At 36.4% G+C, this 18,581-nt stretch carries 15 protein-coding genes; 12 read left to right on the top strand and 3 right to left on the bottom strand.

The features are described from left to right. The first annotated feature begins 143 nt into the window (after nt 1–143). The 6 genes from QE450_RS09070 (at nt 144) to QE450_RS09045 (ending at nt 7,181) form a co-directional block, all read left to right on the top strand. On the top strand, nt 144–1,421 hold the full coding sequence (locus QE450_RS09070) for an ABC transporter substrate-binding protein (protein ID WP_307298676.1): 1,278 nt from the start codon (nt 144–146) through the stop codon (nt 1,419–1,421). A 16-nt stretch (nt 1,422–1,437) separates the two neighbouring features. Beyond that, nucleotides 1,438–2,376, top strand: a complete 939-nt coding sequence (locus QE450_RS09065) for a carbohydrate ABC transporter permease (RefSeq protein WP_273612498.1) — start codon at nt 1,438–1,440, stop codon at nt 2,374–2,376. Between the two features lie 15 nt (nt 2,377–2,391). Beyond that, nucleotides 2,392–3,216 carry a carbohydrate ABC transporter permease gene (locus QE450_RS09060; protein WP_307298674.1) on the top strand — a complete coding sequence of 275 codons (825 nt, stop codon included), beginning with the start codon at nt 2,392–2,394 and terminating at the stop codon, nt 3,214–3,216. 42 nt (nt 3,217–3,258) lie between these two features. Beyond that, entirely contained in the window at nt 3,259–4,560 is a 1,302-nt protein-coding gene (gene melA, locus QE450_RS09055; RefSeq protein ID WP_307298673.1) for an alpha-galactosidase, read from the top strand. Between the two features lie 2 nt (nt 4,561–4,562). After that, the gene (locus tag QE450_RS09050) at nt 4,563–5,519 is read left to right on the top strand and encodes a carbohydrate kinase family protein (protein ID WP_307298671.1); all 957 of its coding nucleotides are present in this window, start codon (nt 4,563–4,565) and stop codon (nt 5,517–5,519) included. Nucleotides 5,520–5,669: 150 nt separating this feature from the next. Then, the gene (locus tag QE450_RS09045; RefSeq protein ID WP_307302649.1) at nt 5,670–7,181 is read left to right on the top strand and encodes a right-handed parallel beta-helix repeat-containing protein; all 1,512 of its coding nucleotides are present in this window, start codon (nt 5,670–5,672) and stop codon (nt 7,179–7,181) included. Between the two features lie 251 nt (nt 7,182–7,432). On the opposite strand, the gene QE450_RS09040 is transcribed toward QE450_RS09045, so the two are convergent. After that, nucleotides 7,433–8,929: a DUF4179 domain-containing protein gene (locus QE450_RS09040; RefSeq protein ID WP_307298669.1), complete on the bottom strand. Its 1,497-nt coding sequence runs from the start codon at nt 8,927–8,929 to the stop codon at nt 7,433–7,435. Then, entirely contained in the window at nt 8,919–9,449 is a 531-nt protein-coding gene (locus tag QE450_RS09035) for a sigma-70 family RNA polymerase sigma factor (RefSeq protein ID WP_307298667.1), read from the bottom strand. The genes QE450_RS09040 and QE450_RS09035 overlap by 11 nt, the downstream gene beginning before the upstream one ends. Nucleotides 9,450–10,307: 858 nt before the next feature. Between QE450_RS09035 and QE450_RS09030 the strand changes: the two genes are divergently transcribed. The 6 genes from QE450_RS09030 (at nt 10,308) to QE450_RS09005 (ending at nt 17,369) form a co-directional block, all read left to right on the top strand. Beyond that, nucleotides 10,308–10,523, top strand: a complete 216-nt coding sequence (locus QE450_RS09030) for a hypothetical protein (protein WP_273612490.1) — start codon at nt 10,308–10,310, stop codon at nt 10,521–10,523. Between the two features lie 297 nt (nt 10,524–10,820). After that, entirely contained in the window at nt 10,821–11,180 is a 360-nt protein-coding gene (locus QE450_RS09025; protein ID WP_273612489.1) for a hypothetical protein, read from the top strand. A 339-nt stretch (nt 11,181–11,519) separates the two neighbouring features. Beyond that, nucleotides 11,520–13,124 (top strand): PucR family transcriptional regulator, encoded by a 1,605-nt coding sequence (locus QE450_RS09020; RefSeq protein ID WP_307298665.1) that lies wholly within the window; start codon nt 11,520–11,522, stop codon nt 13,122–13,124. A gap of 205 nt (nt 13,125–13,329) precedes the next feature. After that, a complete protein-coding gene (locus QE450_RS09015; RefSeq protein WP_307298663.1) occupies nt 13,330–14,637 on the top strand; it encodes a purine-cytosine permease family protein in 1,308 nt (435 codons plus the stop codon). A gap of 33 nt (nt 14,638–14,670) precedes the next feature. Beyond that, a complete protein-coding gene (locus tag QE450_RS09010) occupies nt 14,671–15,855 on the top strand; it encodes an S-methyl thiohydantoin desulfurase family protein (RefSeq protein ID WP_307298661.1) in 1,185 nt (394 codons plus the stop codon). Continuing rightward, nucleotides 15,783–17,369, top strand: a complete 1,587-nt coding sequence (locus QE450_RS09005; RefSeq protein WP_307298659.1) for a hydantoinase/oxoprolinase family protein — start codon at nt 15,783–15,785, stop codon at nt 17,367–17,369. Before QE450_RS09010 ends, QE450_RS09005 begins: the two co-directional genes overlap by 73 nt. 226 nt (nt 17,370–17,595) lie before the next feature. Here QE450_RS09005 and QE450_RS09000 read toward each other — a convergent pair whose 3' ends face one another. After that, nucleotides 17,596–18,549 carry an alpha/beta hydrolase gene (locus QE450_RS09000; RefSeq protein WP_274172825.1) on the bottom strand — a complete coding sequence of 318 codons (954 nt, stop codon included), beginning with the start codon at nt 18,547–18,549 and terminating at the stop codon, nt 17,596–17,598. Nucleotides 18,550–18,581 lie beyond the last annotated feature (32 nt).

The following is an 18,581-nucleotide window of genomic DNA, read 5'->3' as shown; positions in this document are numbered from 1 at the left end:
TCGGGATATCTATATGATGATATAGCTGTTTATACGTATAGACAAGGTTGTTTATATCGAATATCCAACTTTGGTCTATACGTTATATGTAATAGCAATAGAGCATGTAAGACTACTGAATTTGAAAGGGGGAATTCATTGATATGCTTACTAAGGTTTTGAACTATCTCATCTTACTAGTCTTGATTACTGTAATGCTAGCAGGGTGTGCATCAAATTCTAAAAATGTAGGTTCCTCCGGTAAAACTAAAATCGTATTTTGGGCACATCAAGAAAGTGCAATGAATGATGCATATCACAAGCTGATCCAAGCCTATGAAGCCAAACACCCCGATATCGAAATTGATTTTCAGACTTTTCCTTATGATGTGTATAATCAAAAACTTAAAGCTTCTTTTTCTGCACAAAACCCTCCTGATGTAGCTGAGATGTTTGGTACATGGGTTCCTGAGTATAGCAAAAATGGAGCACTGACCGAAGTTCCTAATATCGATAAGATCAGCAAAGAGTATTATCCTGCACCATTAGGAGCTTATCAATACAATGGAAAGTTGTATGGCTTACCACTTGAATACAACCTCGAAAACGGAGGTATGTTAATCCATCCTGAAATGTTCAAAAACAAAGGACTCGAGTACCCACCCAAAACATGGGACGATTTAGTCGAAAATGCCAAAATATTAACAGTACGTAATGATAACGGTATCCAAATCAAAGGATTTGATTTTATTTCTTTAGACAATATTACGTTTACCTTTCTTTCTATGATTTTGCAGCAGAATGGAAAGTACTGGGGAACCGATAACCATGTAAACTTTCAAACTCCAGAAGCTATCCAAGCAATGAATACGCTTACTTCTTTAGTGAGTGTAGATAAAGTGACTGATCTCTCTGTATTTGGCGGTCAATTGGATAGCTCAGACTACTTTTTCCGTGGCAATTCTGCTATGACTTATCGTGGGCCTTGGACGGTTGCTTCTGGATTGGATAACTATAAGGTAAAAGACTTTGAGTATGTACCTGTTCCTTCATTTACGAATGAGAATCCTTATTTTGCAGCAGAATCAGGATGGGGTGTAGTAGTAGCCAGTAAAAGTGAAATACAGAAGCAAGCTTTGAATTTTATTCAATTCCTAAGCGAAAATGAAAATCTGCTTCAATGGAATATAAGTACATTTACGGTACCTCCTAAAAAAGAAGTCGCAAATAACCCTAAATTTCTGAAGGAAAATCCGTACATGAAAGCACCGCTTGATATTTTGAAGTATGGTCAATGGATTGGCCCTGTTGCAGATCGAGATTATTTTTTCAAACAGATTAATGATAACTTTCAGTTGATTGTAAGCGGACAGATCACCGTCGAAACGGGTCTAAGTAATATAGAACAATCTATCAATTCAAGTCAAGACCAACACAAGTAGTCGAGGTGAATAGCGAATGAATAAAAGTATCGAAGCTGGAAATACCAGTAAAAGAACATTCGATAAAGGAACCACTCGTTCATATCAAAATGAGAAATGGTTTGTGCGTATTGCTCTAGCCCCGATTCTGCTTCTTTTTGGAGTATTTGCTTTTCTACCGATTGCTTGGAGTTTGTTGTTATCTTTTTATGATTATAGTCCGCTCAGTAATCATGCTGTTTTTACAGGAATGAAAAATTATACATTGTTACTTCAAGATGCAGTCTTTTTAAAATCGCTCTGGGTCACTTTTAAGTTCGTTGGTATTACTGTGATCAGCAATATTGTGATTACATTAATTATTGCAAGTGCGATCTATGCAATACGAATACAATGGCTTAAAAATTTGTTTCGTACCTTGTTCTTTTTACCAGCTATTGCTCCACTAGCGGGGACAGCTATTGTTTGGACAACTATTTTGAATTATGACAGTGGATTGTTCAACGTGATTCTCGGTCAGCTACATATTGCTCCTGTTCACTGGTTAAGTGATCCCAAGTATGCCTTGTTATCCGTTATTATGATGACGCTATGGGCAGATATTGGCTATAATATTGTGCTATTTATAGCAGGCAGAGAGTCTATTGCTGATATGTATTATGAAGCGGCTATTCTGGATGGAGCTAATCGCTGGCATTTGTTCTTTTTTGTGACGTTGCCATTATTGCGTAGAACTATGTTATTTGTAACGATCACTACAGTGATTTCATATTTTCAAGCATTTCCACAATTCCAGATTATGACCAAAGGAGAACCATTTAACGAAACAAGGGTCTTAGCACTTAATATTTACGACCAAGCTTTTTCCAATTCCAATATGGGCTATGCTTCTGCAATGGCAACGATATTCCTGATCATTATTTTAATCGTAACGTTAATTCAGTTCCGATTAGGACGTGCTAGCTGGGAACAATAAGAGGGGGAGATACAGATGCAACGAAAAAGCCCATGGTTGGATTCGATCGTATTGGTTTTTCTAATCGTGACAGCGGTGGCAATGATGATTCCTTATCTATGGATGGTAGTATCTTCTTTCAAAAGCAATATGGACATCATGTCAGGTCAGGGAAGTTTCTTTCCCAATCATCCAACATTAGAAGGATATTTCACTGTTTTTGAAGATGCTCCCTTTGTGAAATGGATGTGGAATAGCGCTATTTCAGCAGTTATTATCACCATTATTACACTATTTACAAGTGCACTTGCAGGTTACGTTTTTGCTAAGCATCAATTTAAAGGTAAACGCATCTTATTTATGTTGATTCTGGCAACCATGATGATTCCTTTTCAAGTGATTATGATTCCCACATATCTGATCACTGCAAGACTTGGATTGATTGATCATTTAGCCGCTATTATTTTGCCTAATCTCGTTAGTTCTTATGGAGTGTTCTTAGCCAAACAGTTTATTGAAGATATCCCGCAAGACTTGCTAGATGCTGCACGAATAGATGGCGCTGGTGAATTACGATTGATGATTCGAATTATTGCTCCTCTTATTTTGCCGATGCTATCAGCGCTTGGTATCTTTACATTTATGAATGCGTGGAATAATTATCTATGGCCGTTAATCGTACTGAATGATACCGATCATATGACTGTACCTCTAGCACTTGTGTATTTTAACGGAACTCATGTGGTCAATTACAATGTTGTGATGTCTGCTGCCGTCTTAATTACTTTACCTGTCATGATTGTTTTTCTTATTTTCCAAAAGCAATTTATCAAAGGCTTAACCATGACAGGTATGAAATAACAATATTCCATCATCATAAACATGCAGAGAGGAAGAATTATAATGACAAAAATATCTATTATTGGTGCAGGTAGTGCTTTTACACAAGATATCACTACAGATATTCTAAAAATCGAAGGAATCGATGGAGGCACGATCGCTTTGGTCGATCTTGATGCAAAGCGTCTAGATATTGCTCGTCGTATGGTCGAAAAGTTGGTCGAAATGACAGGCAATCGTTGGAAAGTTATCGCTTCTACAGATCGACGTGAAGTCATTGGCGGCTCTCAATTTGTTATTAATCAGATTGAAGTCGGTGGACTGCAAAATGTAAGGTACGAGTATGAGATTCCTCTTAAATATAATGTAAATCAGTGTATAGGAGATACGCTTGGACCAGGCGGTTTGTTCAAAACGTTGCGGACACTCCCAAGCTGGATTGATATTGTGAGAGATATTGAAGACCTTGCTCCTCATGCTACCATTTTAAATTATACGAATCCGATGTCAGCAGTCACCTTACTGACTTCACGGATTACAGAACTTCCGGTAGTCGGTCTGTGTCACTCGATTCAGAACACATCCAGTCAATTAGCAGAGTATGCAGGTGTACCTTACAACGAATTAGAATGGCGAGCAGGTGGTATTAACCATATGTCATGGTTCGTTGAACTCAAGCATAAAGGTCAAGACTTGTACCCTGTATTACTTGAAAAAATAAAAGACGAAGAGTTACTGAGTCAAGATCCTGTGCGCTTAGACGCAATGAAGTATTTAGGTGCTTTTGTATCGGAATCCAGCGGACACTTTTCGGAATATATTCCTTATTATCGTAAACGTCAGGAGTTAATAGATCAGCATTGTAATACAGGATATAACGGTGCAACAGGATTTTATGCAGACAACTGGCCTATCTGGAGAAAAGAAAATGATGAGCGCATCTTGCAACAATTAGAAGGTACTTTACCTATCGAATTGAAAAATAGTAATGAGTATGCCGCAGTTATTATAGAAGCGATGCTAAAAAACGAACCTAAAGTGATCTATGGTAATGTACCTAATCAAGGGCTTATTCATAATTTACCGCAAAATGGTGTGGTCGAAGTAGCTTGTATGATTGATGGTAATGGAATTAACCCTTGTCAGTTCGGTAGTCTACCAGAACATTTAGCTGCGTTGTGTCGCTCGAATATGGCATTTTTTGAACTAGCTGTAGGTGCTGTACTCGGTAATGATAAAGAAATGGCACGTCATGCATTGATGTCTGATCCATTAACAGCAGCCGTATGTTCACTTGAAGAAATCAGCAATATGTTTGATGAATTATATGAAGTGGAACGGGAATTTATCCCGAATATGAAATAATGATGAATACTCAAGCATCACATACACCTGTTGCTAGTATTGTTGTCGTTGGTGAATTGAATGTCGATATGATTCTAACTGGAGAAGATATTGTACCCGAATGGAATCGAGAAAAGGTAGCCAATCAATTCGAAATCGTTTTGGGGTCATCTTCAGCGATTACGGCTTGTGCACTTGTTAGTCTGGGCGTTGAAGTGAAATTTGTAAGTGTAGTGGGAGCAGATTATTTCGGAGAGTTTTGTATACAAGAATTACAGCGAATGGGTGTAAATACAGACCATATTCACATACGTTCCGATATCAAAACAGGTGTTACATTATCATTTTCCACTTCATCTGATCGTGGTCTTGTCACCTATCCGGGAAGTATTCCGTGTGTTACACCTGATATGGTAACTGAATCATTACTTCGTGAGGCAGACCATCTACACTTTGGTTCCTACTATCTACAAGATCAGATGAGAGAACATTGGTCAACCTTGTTTGCACAGGCACAGCGACTAGGCGTAAGCACTTCTTTTGATACCGGATGGGATATTCGTAATCTATGGGATCGTTCAGGAATCGAACAATTGTTAACATACACTAACTTGTTTATTCCAAGTGAAGAAGAGATTTTGCATATTTATAACACGTCACATATGGAAGAGGTTATTACGCAATTACCTAATCTTGTAGGAAATATGATCGTAAAATTAGGTTCTCAAGGTTCGTTACTTGTTGATGCAACCAAGCAACCACTTACGATTCGCTCTTATCCGGTAACACCTATTGATACGACAGGAGCAGGAGACTGCTTCAATGCTGGGATCATTTATGGATATTTGCAAGGTTATCGAAGAGCCACTTTGTTAGAATTCGCCAATGCTTGTGGTGCTTTATCTACTCAAGGCATAGGTGGTACAGGAGCTTTACCAACTTTACAACAGATAGACCATATACAGATGAGTCATTCTTAATGTGTTTATTTTTTAAAGGGGGTGAGCTTGTAATACTTATGCTGCTATACAAGGGGTAAGCAACAACGTTAATGTATCGCAATTCACTATTTCAGAGGAGCTGATGATGAAGTGTTTAAGTCCATCAAAAAAGTAGTGCTAGGCGCAAGTATGGTGTTGTTAGTAACTACAGGTATTCAGTGGAATACTTCTCAAGCGGTAGCTGCAGAAACGCAATATTATGTATCCACCAGTGGTAGTGATTCTAATGCAGGAACATTGAATGCTCCTTGGAAAACACTGCAACATGCAGCAGATGTAGCTACAGCAGGAAGTACGGTCTATATTCGTGGAGGCACGTATAATCAGAAGCTAAAAATTACTAAATCAGGCTCTTCTACAGGAGCGATCACGTTTAGCAACTATGCTTCTGAAAAACCTATCATTGATGGAACGGGATTAAGTGTTACAGGATTAGAAGGATTAATTGATATTCAAAATGCCGATTACATTACTATTCAAGGGTTAGAACTTAGCAATTATAAAACAGCGACTAAAGATTTGCTACCAATTGGTATCTATGTCCATGGCAAAGGAAGCAATATTAAGATCCTCAATAATAAGATCCATGATATCAAAAGTACAGCTACACCTACCTCTACATCAAGTGGAGACATCTGGTTAGGACGGGATGCTCATGGTATCGCTGTCTATGGAACCCAAGCTCCAGCTTCCATCAATAATCTGACAATTAGCGGAAATGAATTGTATAATTTAGTATTGGGTACAAGTGAAGCATTAGTTGTAAACGGGAATGTAGATACATTTTCAATTCTCAATAATACGATCCATGATGCCGACAACATTGGGATTGATGTGATTGGATTCGAAGGCAAGTCTCCAACCGTTGCTTACGATCAAGCTCGTAATGGATTGATTCAAGGTAATAAAGTGTATAATATTACGTCTAATAATAATGTATCTTATGGCCCTGTACCGAATAATACCAATTCCGCAGATGGTATTTATGTAGATGGTGGAAAAGATACGATTATTGAGCGTAACTATAGTTACAATAACGATATCGGTATCGAAATTGCTTCTGAGCATGCAGGCAAAGCAACTGACAACATTACAGTTCGTAGCAATATGGTCTACAAAAACCGCTTAACAGGTATTGCGATGGGTGGATATGATACAGGTCGTGGTTCAACCACTAACTCCAAAATCGTGAATAACACGCTGTACAAAAACGATACCTTAGGTGACGATAATGGACAATTATTAGTACAATACGATACTTCTAATAACGTTATCAAAAACAATATTATGGTAGCTGGTTCTTCGAATGCTTTGATCACAAATCCATATACCAAAAATTCAGGCAACGTAGTCGACTACAATTTGTACTTTGCTTCAGGTAGTAGTGATTCTACATTTTGGATTTGGAAAAACAAAGAGTACAATGGATTTGCGGCTTACAAGTCAGGATCAGGTAATGATGCTCATTCCATCTTCGCAGATCCTAAGTTTGTAGATGTAAGTGCAGATAATTATCATATTCAGACAACTTCACCTGCTGTAGATAAAGGATCAACGGATACAGCGATTATCGGAACTGCTGATATTGATGGGCAAAATCGAGTATCTGGCAGTGCAGTGAATATTGGAGCCGATGAGTAATTAGTATACCCAATATCTATGATGTATCAATAGCATAAAAGCGACTATCCGATATAAAGAATATATACGGATAGTCGCTTTTTTTAATAATCGTTATAAGTGATAACAATTATTTATTTTGCTTTGAAATACACTTCTTATATGTAAACTATAAAATATATAATTAAAAAAGAACACAGAGGAGACAGATTATTAGCAACTGTCTTCTCTGTGTTCTTTTTTAGTATTGTTGCATATAGATGTACATTTACTTATTGATTGATGAGGTTCATATGAATCGGTTCCAGATAGCGCATTTTATTCACTGAATAGTAAAGCTGATCATCTATTTTTAATTTGCTTTTCTCAAAGGATACAAGGAATTGCCCCCTATGTTCAGGATCAGGAATAACTTCAGTTGGATACGTCTCATGTTTATCTTGATCTAGCTGACCATACCAGAATGAGTAAGCTATCATATAAGTTTGATATACTTTTTGAGGTTGAATATGCAAAATATACTTTTCTGGTGTTGATTCTATTTCCAATACATTAACCTTTCCTGTCTGTCCCATATCAATGAGTGCAGGTGAAGTATTTAAATTGGATTCTTTAGAAAAATGGTAATTTTTCAATACAGGTTCTTCATTAAATGTCCAAGGAATCAATGTCACTTCTTTTGTTGATTTGGGAAGGGCATCATACTCTAAAGTCTCATTGGTAAGATCTCCTGTTCTTGAGTGCGTTCGATATACATTGTTCATAGAATCAGACAAAATATAATCAATACTACCAGGATAATGACCATATTGCCGATAGTATTGATCTCTCCATTTTTCAATACCTGACGCTTTTAGCGCAATAAAAGTTGATACAGATGTGCCAGTAGCTGTAACTTGATTATACGTAATTCCTTCTTTCATTTTGATCGGCTCTTTTAATAGATAAGTCTGCGGAATATCACGTTGTACATGAACATTAAATATAAAGGGCTGATCAGGCATGTCCTGTAACTGTATATTTAGTTGCACATCTAGCTCTTGTAGAAAATCAGAATTTGATCTCTTTTTTTCGAGAGAATCAGAAGTGCTAGACTGTGCGGGTAGCATTTCAGAAGTGAGGTCTTTTTGCCAACTGAGATCGGATGTCTTTTTTTCTTTGTCTTCTGACCATTGCAAATTAGTATCGGTATTGTCGGCAGAAGTTAATAACTTACCATCAACTGATAAATGAATAGCTTGATAACTATAGAGTTCTGTCTTCGATTGTTGCTGAACATGAACATATATTTTCTTACCATCATATACAACATAGCTAAGAGTTAGAGTAACCCCTTCTTGTGTAACACTTGGCTGAGAGGTAAAAGACTGCAAATCATCGGCAGGAATCCATCCAAATTTGGAAGTAAATTGATATATTTGATTTGTTCCTGGTATTTTTTTTGCTAGATAAGCCATATTCGATGATACATAACCTGAACCTATAATACCGCCTATGCCTATAATTAATGTTGCTGCTACAGTAGCGCTATAACGTCTTATTGTATTATTTCTCGTACGTACAGGTGATGGAGTCATCTTTTCTGTAGTTTGTTGCATATCAGAAGATAAGGGAAGTATTTCTCTAATTTGCTGTGCAGATTGTCTTTGTTCTATAGCTTGATATATATCTTGAAGCTTCAATTCTACTTCTTTAGGGATCTGATTCATTTCTAAAGATTCTTGTTGTTTAGCATGATTTAACATCTGTTCTAATTTATCATTTTTCATGTATATGACCTCCTTCCTCGTGATCGTTTATCCAACGTGATAATAATTTTCGTGTTCGGTGTAATCTAGTTTTGGCTGTGCTTTCTGTTATGTTCATCATTTCTGCTACTTGTTTTAAAGGGATGTCTTGAAAGTAATGCAAAATAATCAATTGTCTTTTTTCTTCTTCAAGTTGATCAACTACTTCACGAATATCGACAGCATCATACACTTGTGTATTTAAATGAATAGTTCTAATTTCTTCAAAAGGAATAACCTTGTTACGCTTGCTAAGAATTGTATTACATTCGTTGATCAGAATCCGAATAATCCACGTCTCGAAATATCGACTTTCTCGTAGTTGAGGTAAAGCTTCATAAGCTTTTAAAATCGTTTCTTGCATAGCATCCACGATATCTTCTTTTTTCTTTACGATAGAATGAGCAATTCGATAAAGTCGTAATTCGATTCCTTTCATGAGTTCTACAAAAGCTTGATGATCTCCATCCTGTGCACGTTCGACTTGCTGCTGTATATCCAATCTGAAATTCACCTTCTTGTATTTGGCATTATTAGTTATGTGTTTTTCTAACGTAATCCATTTGCAATTTTATATGCTATTTATTTTTTTGTATTCATTAGATTAGATCATGTAGAGAAGGGGAAGGTTACACCTATGTATAACTATTTTTTTGTATATGATATCAAAAATTAAGACCTTACATAAAAGCGTATATTTCTTTAAAGCGTATATTTCTTTCAGATTGTAGCATATATTTTCTGATGATCAGTACGCATAATACATATAGAACAGTTTAGTTTTATACAGAATTAATTGAAATCGCTCTATATTAGTGGAAATAATGGTGGCTAATCTCAATAGCAGAGAGGGAGACAGCTTTAAAAACCTACATATTTGGTATGAAAAAATCTTTTAAAAAAACAGCGTATAATATAAATTATACGCTGTTTTTGTTAGAATCTATTAAAATTAATCTAGTCGACCACTATTGTGTATTTAATCTCGTGATTTTTTTGTTTTATTTAACATTAAATTCCATATGAGAAATACCTAAAAAACTCTATAAATTTATAAGAATCCATAATTATTATTATGTAAACTAATAATCTGAACTACATTTACACTTTACAGACGACTAATTTCAATCACATTCATTATCTCTTTTTTAGGATCATTTCAACAAAGAAGATTGCAAAAATTAACTCCATCTAGAGGATGATATTTTGTAGTTCATAATTCATCCTCTGAGCCGATTTGAAAAAGAGGGGATTGTATTATGATATAAAAAAGAAAAAAACTATTTTGCTGGATCTTCTTATAAGAATGTTGTTTTGTGTCGACATAAATATAAAGCGTGCAGAAGGAGATGGATAGACAATGAGTCATATCTATAATGCAGAGAATCAATATAACGATCAACAACAAGAGATATCGGATAAAATCATCTGGTTATTTACCCCTTTGATGAATAATGAATTTGCAGAGGTAGAAGAGTTCAGTAATCAAGAAGATATGGATTCGGAAGAAAAGCAACGAGTAGAAGAAGAATTGGAGTATTTGAACTCATGGGAGCGCGTTTTGGAAATTATATAATCATTACAACTAAATGAATAACAGGAAACGCGAAATCTTATACACATAAACGTTATTTATTTAGCTGTCTCTATTAGCTTTTGTTTTTTGCATATTAGTTTACATAACAAATAATACGTAAACTAATAGAGATATTGCTATTTTACATATTACTGCACTTCATATGATTCATCAATCACAAGCTATAGATTAGGGTAATAAGCAAGAAGACATACTTCATTATTGTCTGTTTTTACACATTCATACAATCTAGCTGTAAAAGCTAATCAAATGATATTTTTAAAGGAGGATATAATTATGGGATTTAATTTAGGTGGAATGGGCGATCTTAAAGGAATGATTGAAAAAGCGAAAACACCAGGTGGTTTGATGGAAATAGCTAAAAATTTACCATTAGATCAAATTGTACAAAAACTTCCATTGGACAAATTACTTACTCCTGAATTTATGCAAAAGCATACTCCATTTCAATCGATTGGAGAATTGTTGCAAAAAGCAGGCGTTGGATCTCCTACAGATTCAGCAGATAAAGTAAAAGAAGTACCGCAAGGTCAACTAGATAATCAGGTGAAAGAAAGTACTTCTTTCGGTTCGATGCAACAATTGATTCAAAAAGCAGTGGAATTTTATAATTCTCGTCAAGCCGGTGGGAAGTAAGTAGTAAATATAACATGCGACCAAAAAATTTCATTTATGATGTAGTAGGAGAATGTGAAATATAAACATTCTCTTTTTTTGTGATTAATAGTTTACATAATTATTATTATGTTAATTTATAAAAAAATTATAAAATCGTATTTACGCTATTAATTAAAATAATATATGCAAGTTTATTTTAAAATAACAAATCAATACGTATCATATCCATATGTACAATATCTATATTTATAAATAAATTCTTTATACTTCACTACCGAAATGGAGAGAATTACCATGCCTATTTTTGCGATAACATCATATAATAGACCACAAGCTTAATGATAAAGGGAAGTTGTTATGAAAGAGGTGATTGTTGTGAGTCATATTACAGTAGAAGAAGCGATGACTGTAGGAGCTTTAACTCGTGCAACAATAATTGCCGGGCAAAGCGGTATACGTAATCCTATTGAACATGTCACTGTGCTTGAAATACCAGATGCTGAAGAATGGTTTAAAGGAAATGAACTTATTATTACTGCTTTTTATCATATTAAAGATGATGAACAATTGCAGCTTTCTTTATTAGAGAAAATGAAGCATACTCATGCGTCTGCGCTAGCGCTTTGCTATCCAGGATTACATTATAGAGAGCTCTCTGAAAAAGTGCTTCAACGTGCTGATGAATTACAAATTCCTATTATCGAGATTCCTCGTGATGTACCATATATTGATATTATTTCTCCTGTTGTTCAAGAAATTCAAAAAAATCGTTCACAAGAAATTAAACAAATGCTCGAAATTCAAAATCGTTTGACTGAATGGTTAGCGCTCCAATTCGATTATCATACGATTATTTACAATATCGGTGAAATTTTAGATGACTCTTTGCTGTTACTTGATAATAATTTCAAACAATTAGCGAGTTATCACACAGATTTATTTTATAGCGAAAAAGAACTTCAATCTGCGCTAGAATCAGCTTTTGCGCGCCAACAACAATCAGTCCATTCTTCCAATTCTTTTGTACTTTCCGAAACAGAACAGTATACCCATATCGTAGAAACGATTTATTCAACTCATAAAGTATATGGTTATTTATGTGTGTTAAGCCAAGAAAGATTACCCCCTTTTAAAGAGATGCTGTATCATTCTGTAGCAGTTAGTCTAGCTTTATATTTCTCACAAGAAGAAGCTATTCAAAATGTGACCAAAAACTATCAGCAGACGATGATTATTAACTGGTTAAATGGACAAGATATTTCTCCGGGACATCTCGAAAAAAATAGCAAAGAAACAGGATACGATCTATCACAAATGGGTGGTATTGCTGTAGTCGCTGCTGTTGATCATACAGATCATCATATGCTTATATATGAAATAGAACGTAATTACGCTTCTTCTAAACAACATGGTGTGATGATTATTCCTGACGGATATCAGTGTATTTTGCTATTACCTCGATGTACAGATCACAAGCAATTTCAAGAACAATACTATCAGTTATTTCAGAAATGGCGTCAATCAAGTTCGGTTCCTCTTTATATAGCCTATCATCAAGCACAAAAAAGTATTTTGGAAGAAGTAGTATCTTTGTACAAAGAATTACGGCATATTTTGCATTTTAAAGAAAAAATGCCGGCTTTACCGTATATACTATATGCTCCTTATTTGCCTTTATTCACTCTGATACGTTCTGAAAATATACAGAATATGTTCGATTCACTAACACGCTTATTAGAACCTTTGGTGGAATATGATTGTAAAGTAAATGCTGATTTTTTGATTACATTGGAATACTTTTTATTTTATCCTGACCAACAAGCATTACCAGATATTTTGCATATTCACCGTAATACGCTAAATTATCGGAAACAACGTATTATAGAAATTTTACAAGTAAATCCTTTTGAGAATCCATATCGCTTACAATTTGAGCTCGCTATTTTACTTTATAAAATGTAAACAACAGATGATTTGACTATAAATAAAATAAATAAATTATAAAAACTACCGCAATTGTGGTAGTTTTTTTGTCATGTATATACCAAATTGGTCAGTTGAACAATAAAATAAGCATTATTTTGGTGAACCTCATTATTCGCAATAGAGAATGAATACATTAAGATATGAGAATACCCGGAAGTTACCGGATAAAGGGGGTTTCAATATGAGTCAAAGTGAAGCAATAGATGATTACTCATTATCCCGTGTGCCCCAGGATCAACGCCAATCTATGTTTAGCATTTTGTTGGTTCGGATCGGAGCACTCACATGTATCTCACAATTTCTGCTTGGAGCGGCATTAGGTTATGGAATGACGTTATGGGATGCTTTTTTAGCAACGATGTTCGGTAGCATTATTTTGCAAGTGGTTGCTTGTGTTCTCGGAATTGCGGGTGCAAAAGAGGGTATGTCGACAAGCTTATTGGCACGATGGTCAGGGTTTGGACGTTATGGATCAAGCATTATTGGATTAGTATTTGCTATCTCTTTAACAGGTTGGTTTGGTGTACAAAATTCTGTTTTTGCAGAAGGAATAGACGCCGTTACTGGAGGTAAGCTTGGTTTTGTAATAGCTTCTATTATTACAGGATTAGCGACTACTTTACTCGTATATTTCGGATTCAAATGGATTACATGGACTGCGAAAATTACAGTTCCTCTTTTTCTAATTGTTATGGGGATTGGAGTATATCAAGTACTCAAAAATCATTCATTAGCTACATTAGCAACGATGGAACCTCCCGGCCCTTTATTAACAATTGGAGCAGCGACCACGATGGTAGCAGGTGGATTTATTGTTGGATGTGTAACCACACCTGATATGACTAGATTTGCTAAATCCACTAAAGATGTAATCTGGATTACGGTGATAGGTACATTTTTGGGCGAATTAGGAGTCAATCTGATTGCCGTATTAATGGCACATGCTATCGGAAGTTCAGATGTGATGGCAATTGTTATGCAATTAACTGGTCTGATGGGTGGAGCGATTGTTGCTTTTGCTACAATCAAAATTAATGATATTAATTTATACTCTTCATCACTCGGAATCACCAATTTTTTAAGTACTATTTTCAAAGTACAAATGAATCGCGGTGTGCTTACATTGATCTTAGGGGTGATAGGTACCGTTCTTTCAATTATGGGTATCTTGGATAAATTTATTACGTTTCTGACTATTTTAGGCGTGGCTATTCCACCGATTGCAGGGATTATGGCGATTGATTATTTTATACTCAAACGTTATCGCAGTGAATTGGATGCTAGTCGTGCAAAAGGTACATTGCCAGAATATTGCGAAAAGATTAATTGGATAGCTATTTTTGCATGGATCATTGGATTTGCCTCAGGTCTATTGATTACCTGGGGTGTACAAGCATTAACTTCTATTATAGTGAGCACTCTATTTTATTATATAGGAATGAAAGTTATGGTTCCCCAAAAGGTAATCACTCTTAGCGAAAGTGAGTAATCCGTATATACATCTAAGGAGGTTTTACTGCATATGAGATGGATAGATGAAGAAGATATAGAAGATTTGGCTATTGGAGCAGCGTTACTGGGAACTGGTGGTGGTGGCGATCCTTATCTGGGCAAGTTAATGGTTCAGAAATGTATTCGTGACAATGGCCCGATTCAGATGATAGATGTTACAGAGGTTCCTGATGAAGCATGGGTGATTCCAACCGCTATGATGGGCGCTCCAACAATCATGATGGAAAAGATTCCGAATGGAGACGAAGCGCTCAAGTCAATGCGTATGTTAGAAAAACAAACAGGGATCAGCGCTTATGCCACAATGCCTATTGAGTGTGGAGGATTAAATTCAACAGTTCCATTTGTAGTGGCATCCAAAGCAGGCATTCCTTTAGTGGATGGAGATGGTATGGGACGTGCTTTTCCTGAATTGCAAATGGAAACATTCCATATCTATGGTATTAGTGGTACCCCGATGGTATTACACAATGAACGTGGTGATCGGGTACTGTTAGAGACGCTAGATAATTATATGTTAGAACATATTTCGCGTGGTATTGCTGTACGTATGGGTGGTGCAGCCCATGTAGCTGAATATATGATGACAGGAGCAGATGTCAAAAGAACAGCTATTCATGGCACGATGACTTTATGTATGGCACTTGGTCAATCTATTCGTCATGCTCAAAAAACCAAACGTAATCCTATAGAAGCAATTCAAGAAGTAACACGTAACTCGATTTATGGAGAAGCAATCGTTGTATTTCGCGGTAAAGTGACAGATATTGAACGTCAATCTACGGATGGATTTGTACGGGGTAAAGCATTAGTTACGGGATTAGGAGAATATGAAGGAAAAGAGTTAAAAGTAGATTTTCAAAATGAGAATTTATTTGCAACAGTAGATGGTCAAGCTATAGCAATGGTACCTGACTTAATTACGTTCCTAGATCAAGAAACAGGAATGCCTATCACCACTGAGAGTATTAAATATGGCTTTCGGGTGATTTGTCTAGCCATCCCGACACCGGATATTATGCGTACTCCTGAAGCATTAGAAGTATGGGGTCCCCGTTATTTTGGTTATGATACCGATTATGAATCCGTTGAGATCATTCAACAGAGACGAGGTACACAAACATGTATAAAATTGGGATTGATGTTGGGGGTACCAATACAGATGCTGTTATTTTGGATGAACATCATCAGGTGATTGCAAAAGTAAAAGCACCTACCAGTTCAGATGTAGAATCAGGAATCTATGAAGCGTTAGAACGTATATTACAAGAAACTGATATTCCGGCTAGTCGAATATCTTCTGTTATGCTAGGTACCACTCATGCAACCAATGCGATTATCGAACGCAATCGTTTAGCCAAAATCGCTTGTGTACGTATTTGCTTGCCTGCTGGAACATCTGTCGAACCGATGTTCACATGGGATCAATCGTTACGAGATGCCGCTGGAGATACGTACTATTATATTCATGGTGGTTGTGAGTCTAATGGTCGTCCGTTGGCTCAGGCCACATTGGATCGTGCTGAGTGTGAGCAAGTACTGTATGATATTCAAGCCAAAGAGATTGAGTCAATTGCCGTGACTTCGATCTTTTCACCCGTATTGTCTGGATATGAAAAGCAATTTGCAGAATGGACTTATGAAATATTAGGTGCTAATTTTCCAGTTACTTTATCTTCTGAGATCGGTAGTCTAGGATTGTTAGAGCGTGAAAATTCAGCTGCATTGAATGCGGCATTAGTACAAGTGGCTTCTGCGGTATCCAATGGTTTAGAAATGGCGTTAAAACGTTATGGGATAGAAGCACAAATCTTTTTTGCTCAAAATGACGGTACATTGATGACGTTAGAATATGCCAAAAAGTATCCTATTTTAACGATTGGTTCCGGCCCAACCAATAGTATCCGCGGAGCAGCAGAATTAAGTGGATTAAAAGAGTGTATTATTTGTGATATTGGAGGTACCACCACAGACATCGGTATATTAGTTAATGGATTTCCGCGCGAATCAAGTGTAGCGGTGTCTATAGGTGGAGTACGAACGAACTTTCGAATGCCTGATATTATTTCAATTGGTATTGGAGGAGGGAGTATTGTTCGTCAGACTGAAAATGGTATTACTGTAGGACCAGATAGTGTGGGTTATCATATTGTACGTGAAAGTATCGCTTTTGGTGGGGATACGTTAACTGCAACAGATTGTTTGTTAGCTTCAGGAAAGGCAAAGATAGACCATCCTGATTGTGATCGTACTCGATTAGCCCAGATCCCTGAGCAAGTATGGCAACAGGCGATAGATATCATTAATAATAAAATTCAGATCGCGGTTGACCAGATCAAAACAAGCGCGCATGATATGCCTGTTGTTCTAGTGGGCGGTGGTGCTATTCTGATCCCTGGAGAAATGGATGGAGCTTCTGAAGTGATTCGTCCTGAACATTCCGGTTGTGCCAATGCGCTTGGAGCGGCAATAGCGCAAGTCAGTGGTGATATTGATAAAATGTTTTCTATGGCAGGACGTCATCGTCAAGATGTGCTAGAAGAAGCCAAGCAAGAAGCTATTCAAAAAGCGATTATAGCAGGGGCTGATCCAGATACTGTAGAATTAATTGATTTGGAAGAATTACCTATGGCGTATGTAACTTCAGAGTTTGTACGAATCAAAGCCAAAGCAGCAGGTCAAATGAAAAAAATGATAAACACTTTGTAAATTGAATGATCGTATCAGATTGAATCAGTATGATTCATATTTCTGTATTTTATTAACATAATATAAGTTATGTAAACTATAGAAAATAATCTAAAACTATCAATGTTGAACATTAAATGTCTACCTATATTAAGCATATGTATTTGCATCACATTCTACAAAGAAAAAAGAGACTTTCTTTTAAAAGAAAGTCTCTCTTTATTTATATTTTTCGAAAAGAAAAGTCTTAGAATCCTTCGCGCAAGAATGTAGTTGCTAATTTGATAGCACCTTTTTTAGCATTAGTATCTGCTAAGACATTCAGCATAACAAAGTCATGGATAATTCCCTGGAAACGAACGGCTGTAACTGGCACGCCAGCTTCACGCAATTTATTAGCATAAGCTTCGCCTTCATCACGCAGTACATCAGCTTCACCTGTGATTACCAATGCTTCTGGTAGACCACTCAATTGTTCTGTTGTTGCACGAAGAGGGGAGGCTGTAATTTGAGCACGTTCATTAGGATCTGTAGTGTATTGATCCCAGAACCATTTCATACCATCGCGTTGCAAGAAGTAACCTTCTGCAAATTGTTGATACGATTCAGTGTCAAAAGAAGCATCTGTTACTGGGTAGAATAACAATTGTTTTTGGATAGTAGGGCCGCTGCGTTCTTTAGACATTAATGTAATCGCCGCAGTCATATTACCACCAACACTATCGCCACCTACATATAGTTTGGACGCATCCAGACCTTTAGTGGAACCTTCTTTAGCAATCCATTCCACAACAGCATAGATTTCTTCAATTGCTGTAGGGTATTTATGCTCAGGAGAAAGGCTATAATTAACGAATACAACAGCTAATTCAGCACCTGTTGCCAGTTCGCGACTTAGACGATCATGAGTATGGGAATTACCGAATACCCAACCTGCACCATGAATATAGACTAAGACAGGCAACGTTTCAGGAGCATTTTTAGGACGTAAAATACGAACCGATACTTCTCCAGATGGCCCGCCTGCAATAGATAGTTCTTCAATATCTACTTCTGGTTTGTACACTTCACCAGATTGCACTTCATCTACTGTTTCGCGACCTTTTTCTGGACCCAAGTCAGGTAGAAATGGAGGCTTAGAATTGTCATCTGCAAATTTTTGAGCAGCAGGTTCAAGATAAACTTTTTTGAATTCGGTCATCGTAGAATCTCCTTTTTATAAATAAGTATTTT

The sequence above is a fragment of the Paenibacillus sp. SORGH_AS_0306 genome, from assembly GCF_030819345.1.
Classification (GTDB): domain Bacteria; phylum Bacillota; class Bacilli; order Paenibacillales; family Paenibacillaceae; genus Saccharibacillus; species Saccharibacillus kyungheensis.
This window is presented reverse-complemented; position numbering and strand designations above follow the sequence as displayed.

Excerpts from the sequence above, each read along its gene's own strand:
- QE450_RS09070 (WP_307298676.1), top strand. The coding sequence starts at position 144 with ATGCTTACTAAGGTTTTGAACTATCTCATCTTACTAGTCTTGATTACT.
- QE450_RS09050 (WP_307298671.1), top strand. The coding sequence starts at position 4,563 with ATGAATACTCAAGCATCACATACACCTGTTGCTAGTATTGTTGTCGTT.
- QE450_RS09010 (WP_307298661.1), top strand. The coding sequence starts at position 14,671 with ATGAGATGGATAGATGAAGAAGATATAGAAGATTTGGCTATTGGAGCA.
- QE450_RS09045 (WP_307302649.1), top strand. The coding sequence starts at position 5,670 with ATGGTGTTGTTAGTAACTACAGGTATTCAGTGGAATACTTCTCAAGCG.
- QE450_RS09000 (WP_274172825.1), bottom strand. The coding sequence starts at position 18,549 with ATGACCGAATTCAAAAAAGTTTATCTTGAACCTGCTGCTCAAAAATTT.
- QE450_RS09025 (WP_273612489.1), top strand. The coding sequence starts at position 10,821 with ATGGGATTTAATTTAGGTGGAATGGGCGATCTTAAAGGAATGATTGAA.
- QE450_RS09040 (WP_307298669.1), bottom strand. The coding sequence starts at position 8,929 with ATGAAAAATGATAAATTAGAACAGATGTTAAATCATGCTAAACAACAA.
- QE450_RS09030 (WP_273612490.1), top strand. The coding sequence starts at position 10,308 with ATGAGTCATATCTATAATGCAGAGAATCAATATAACGATCAACAACAA.
- QE450_RS09005 (WP_307298659.1), top strand. The coding sequence starts at position 15,783 with ATGTATAAAATTGGGATTGATGTTGGGGGTACCAATACAGATGCTGTT.
- QE450_RS09060 (WP_307298674.1), top strand. The coding sequence starts at position 2,392 with ATGCAACGAAAAAGCCCATGGTTGGATTCGATCGTATTGGTTTTTCTA.
- QE450_RS09020 (WP_307298665.1), top strand. The coding sequence starts at position 11,520 with ATGAAAGAGGTGATTGTTGTGAGTCATATTACAGTAGAAGAAGCGATG.
- QE450_RS09015 (WP_307298663.1), top strand. The coding sequence starts at position 13,330 with ATGAGTCAAAGTGAAGCAATAGATGATTACTCATTATCCCGTGTGCCC.
- melA (WP_307298673.1), top strand. The coding sequence starts at position 3,259 with ATGACAAAAATATCTATTATTGGTGCAGGTAGTGCTTTTACACAAGAT.
- QE450_RS09065 (WP_273612498.1), top strand. The coding sequence starts at position 1,438 with ATGAATAAAAGTATCGAAGCTGGAAATACCAGTAAAAGAACATTCGAT.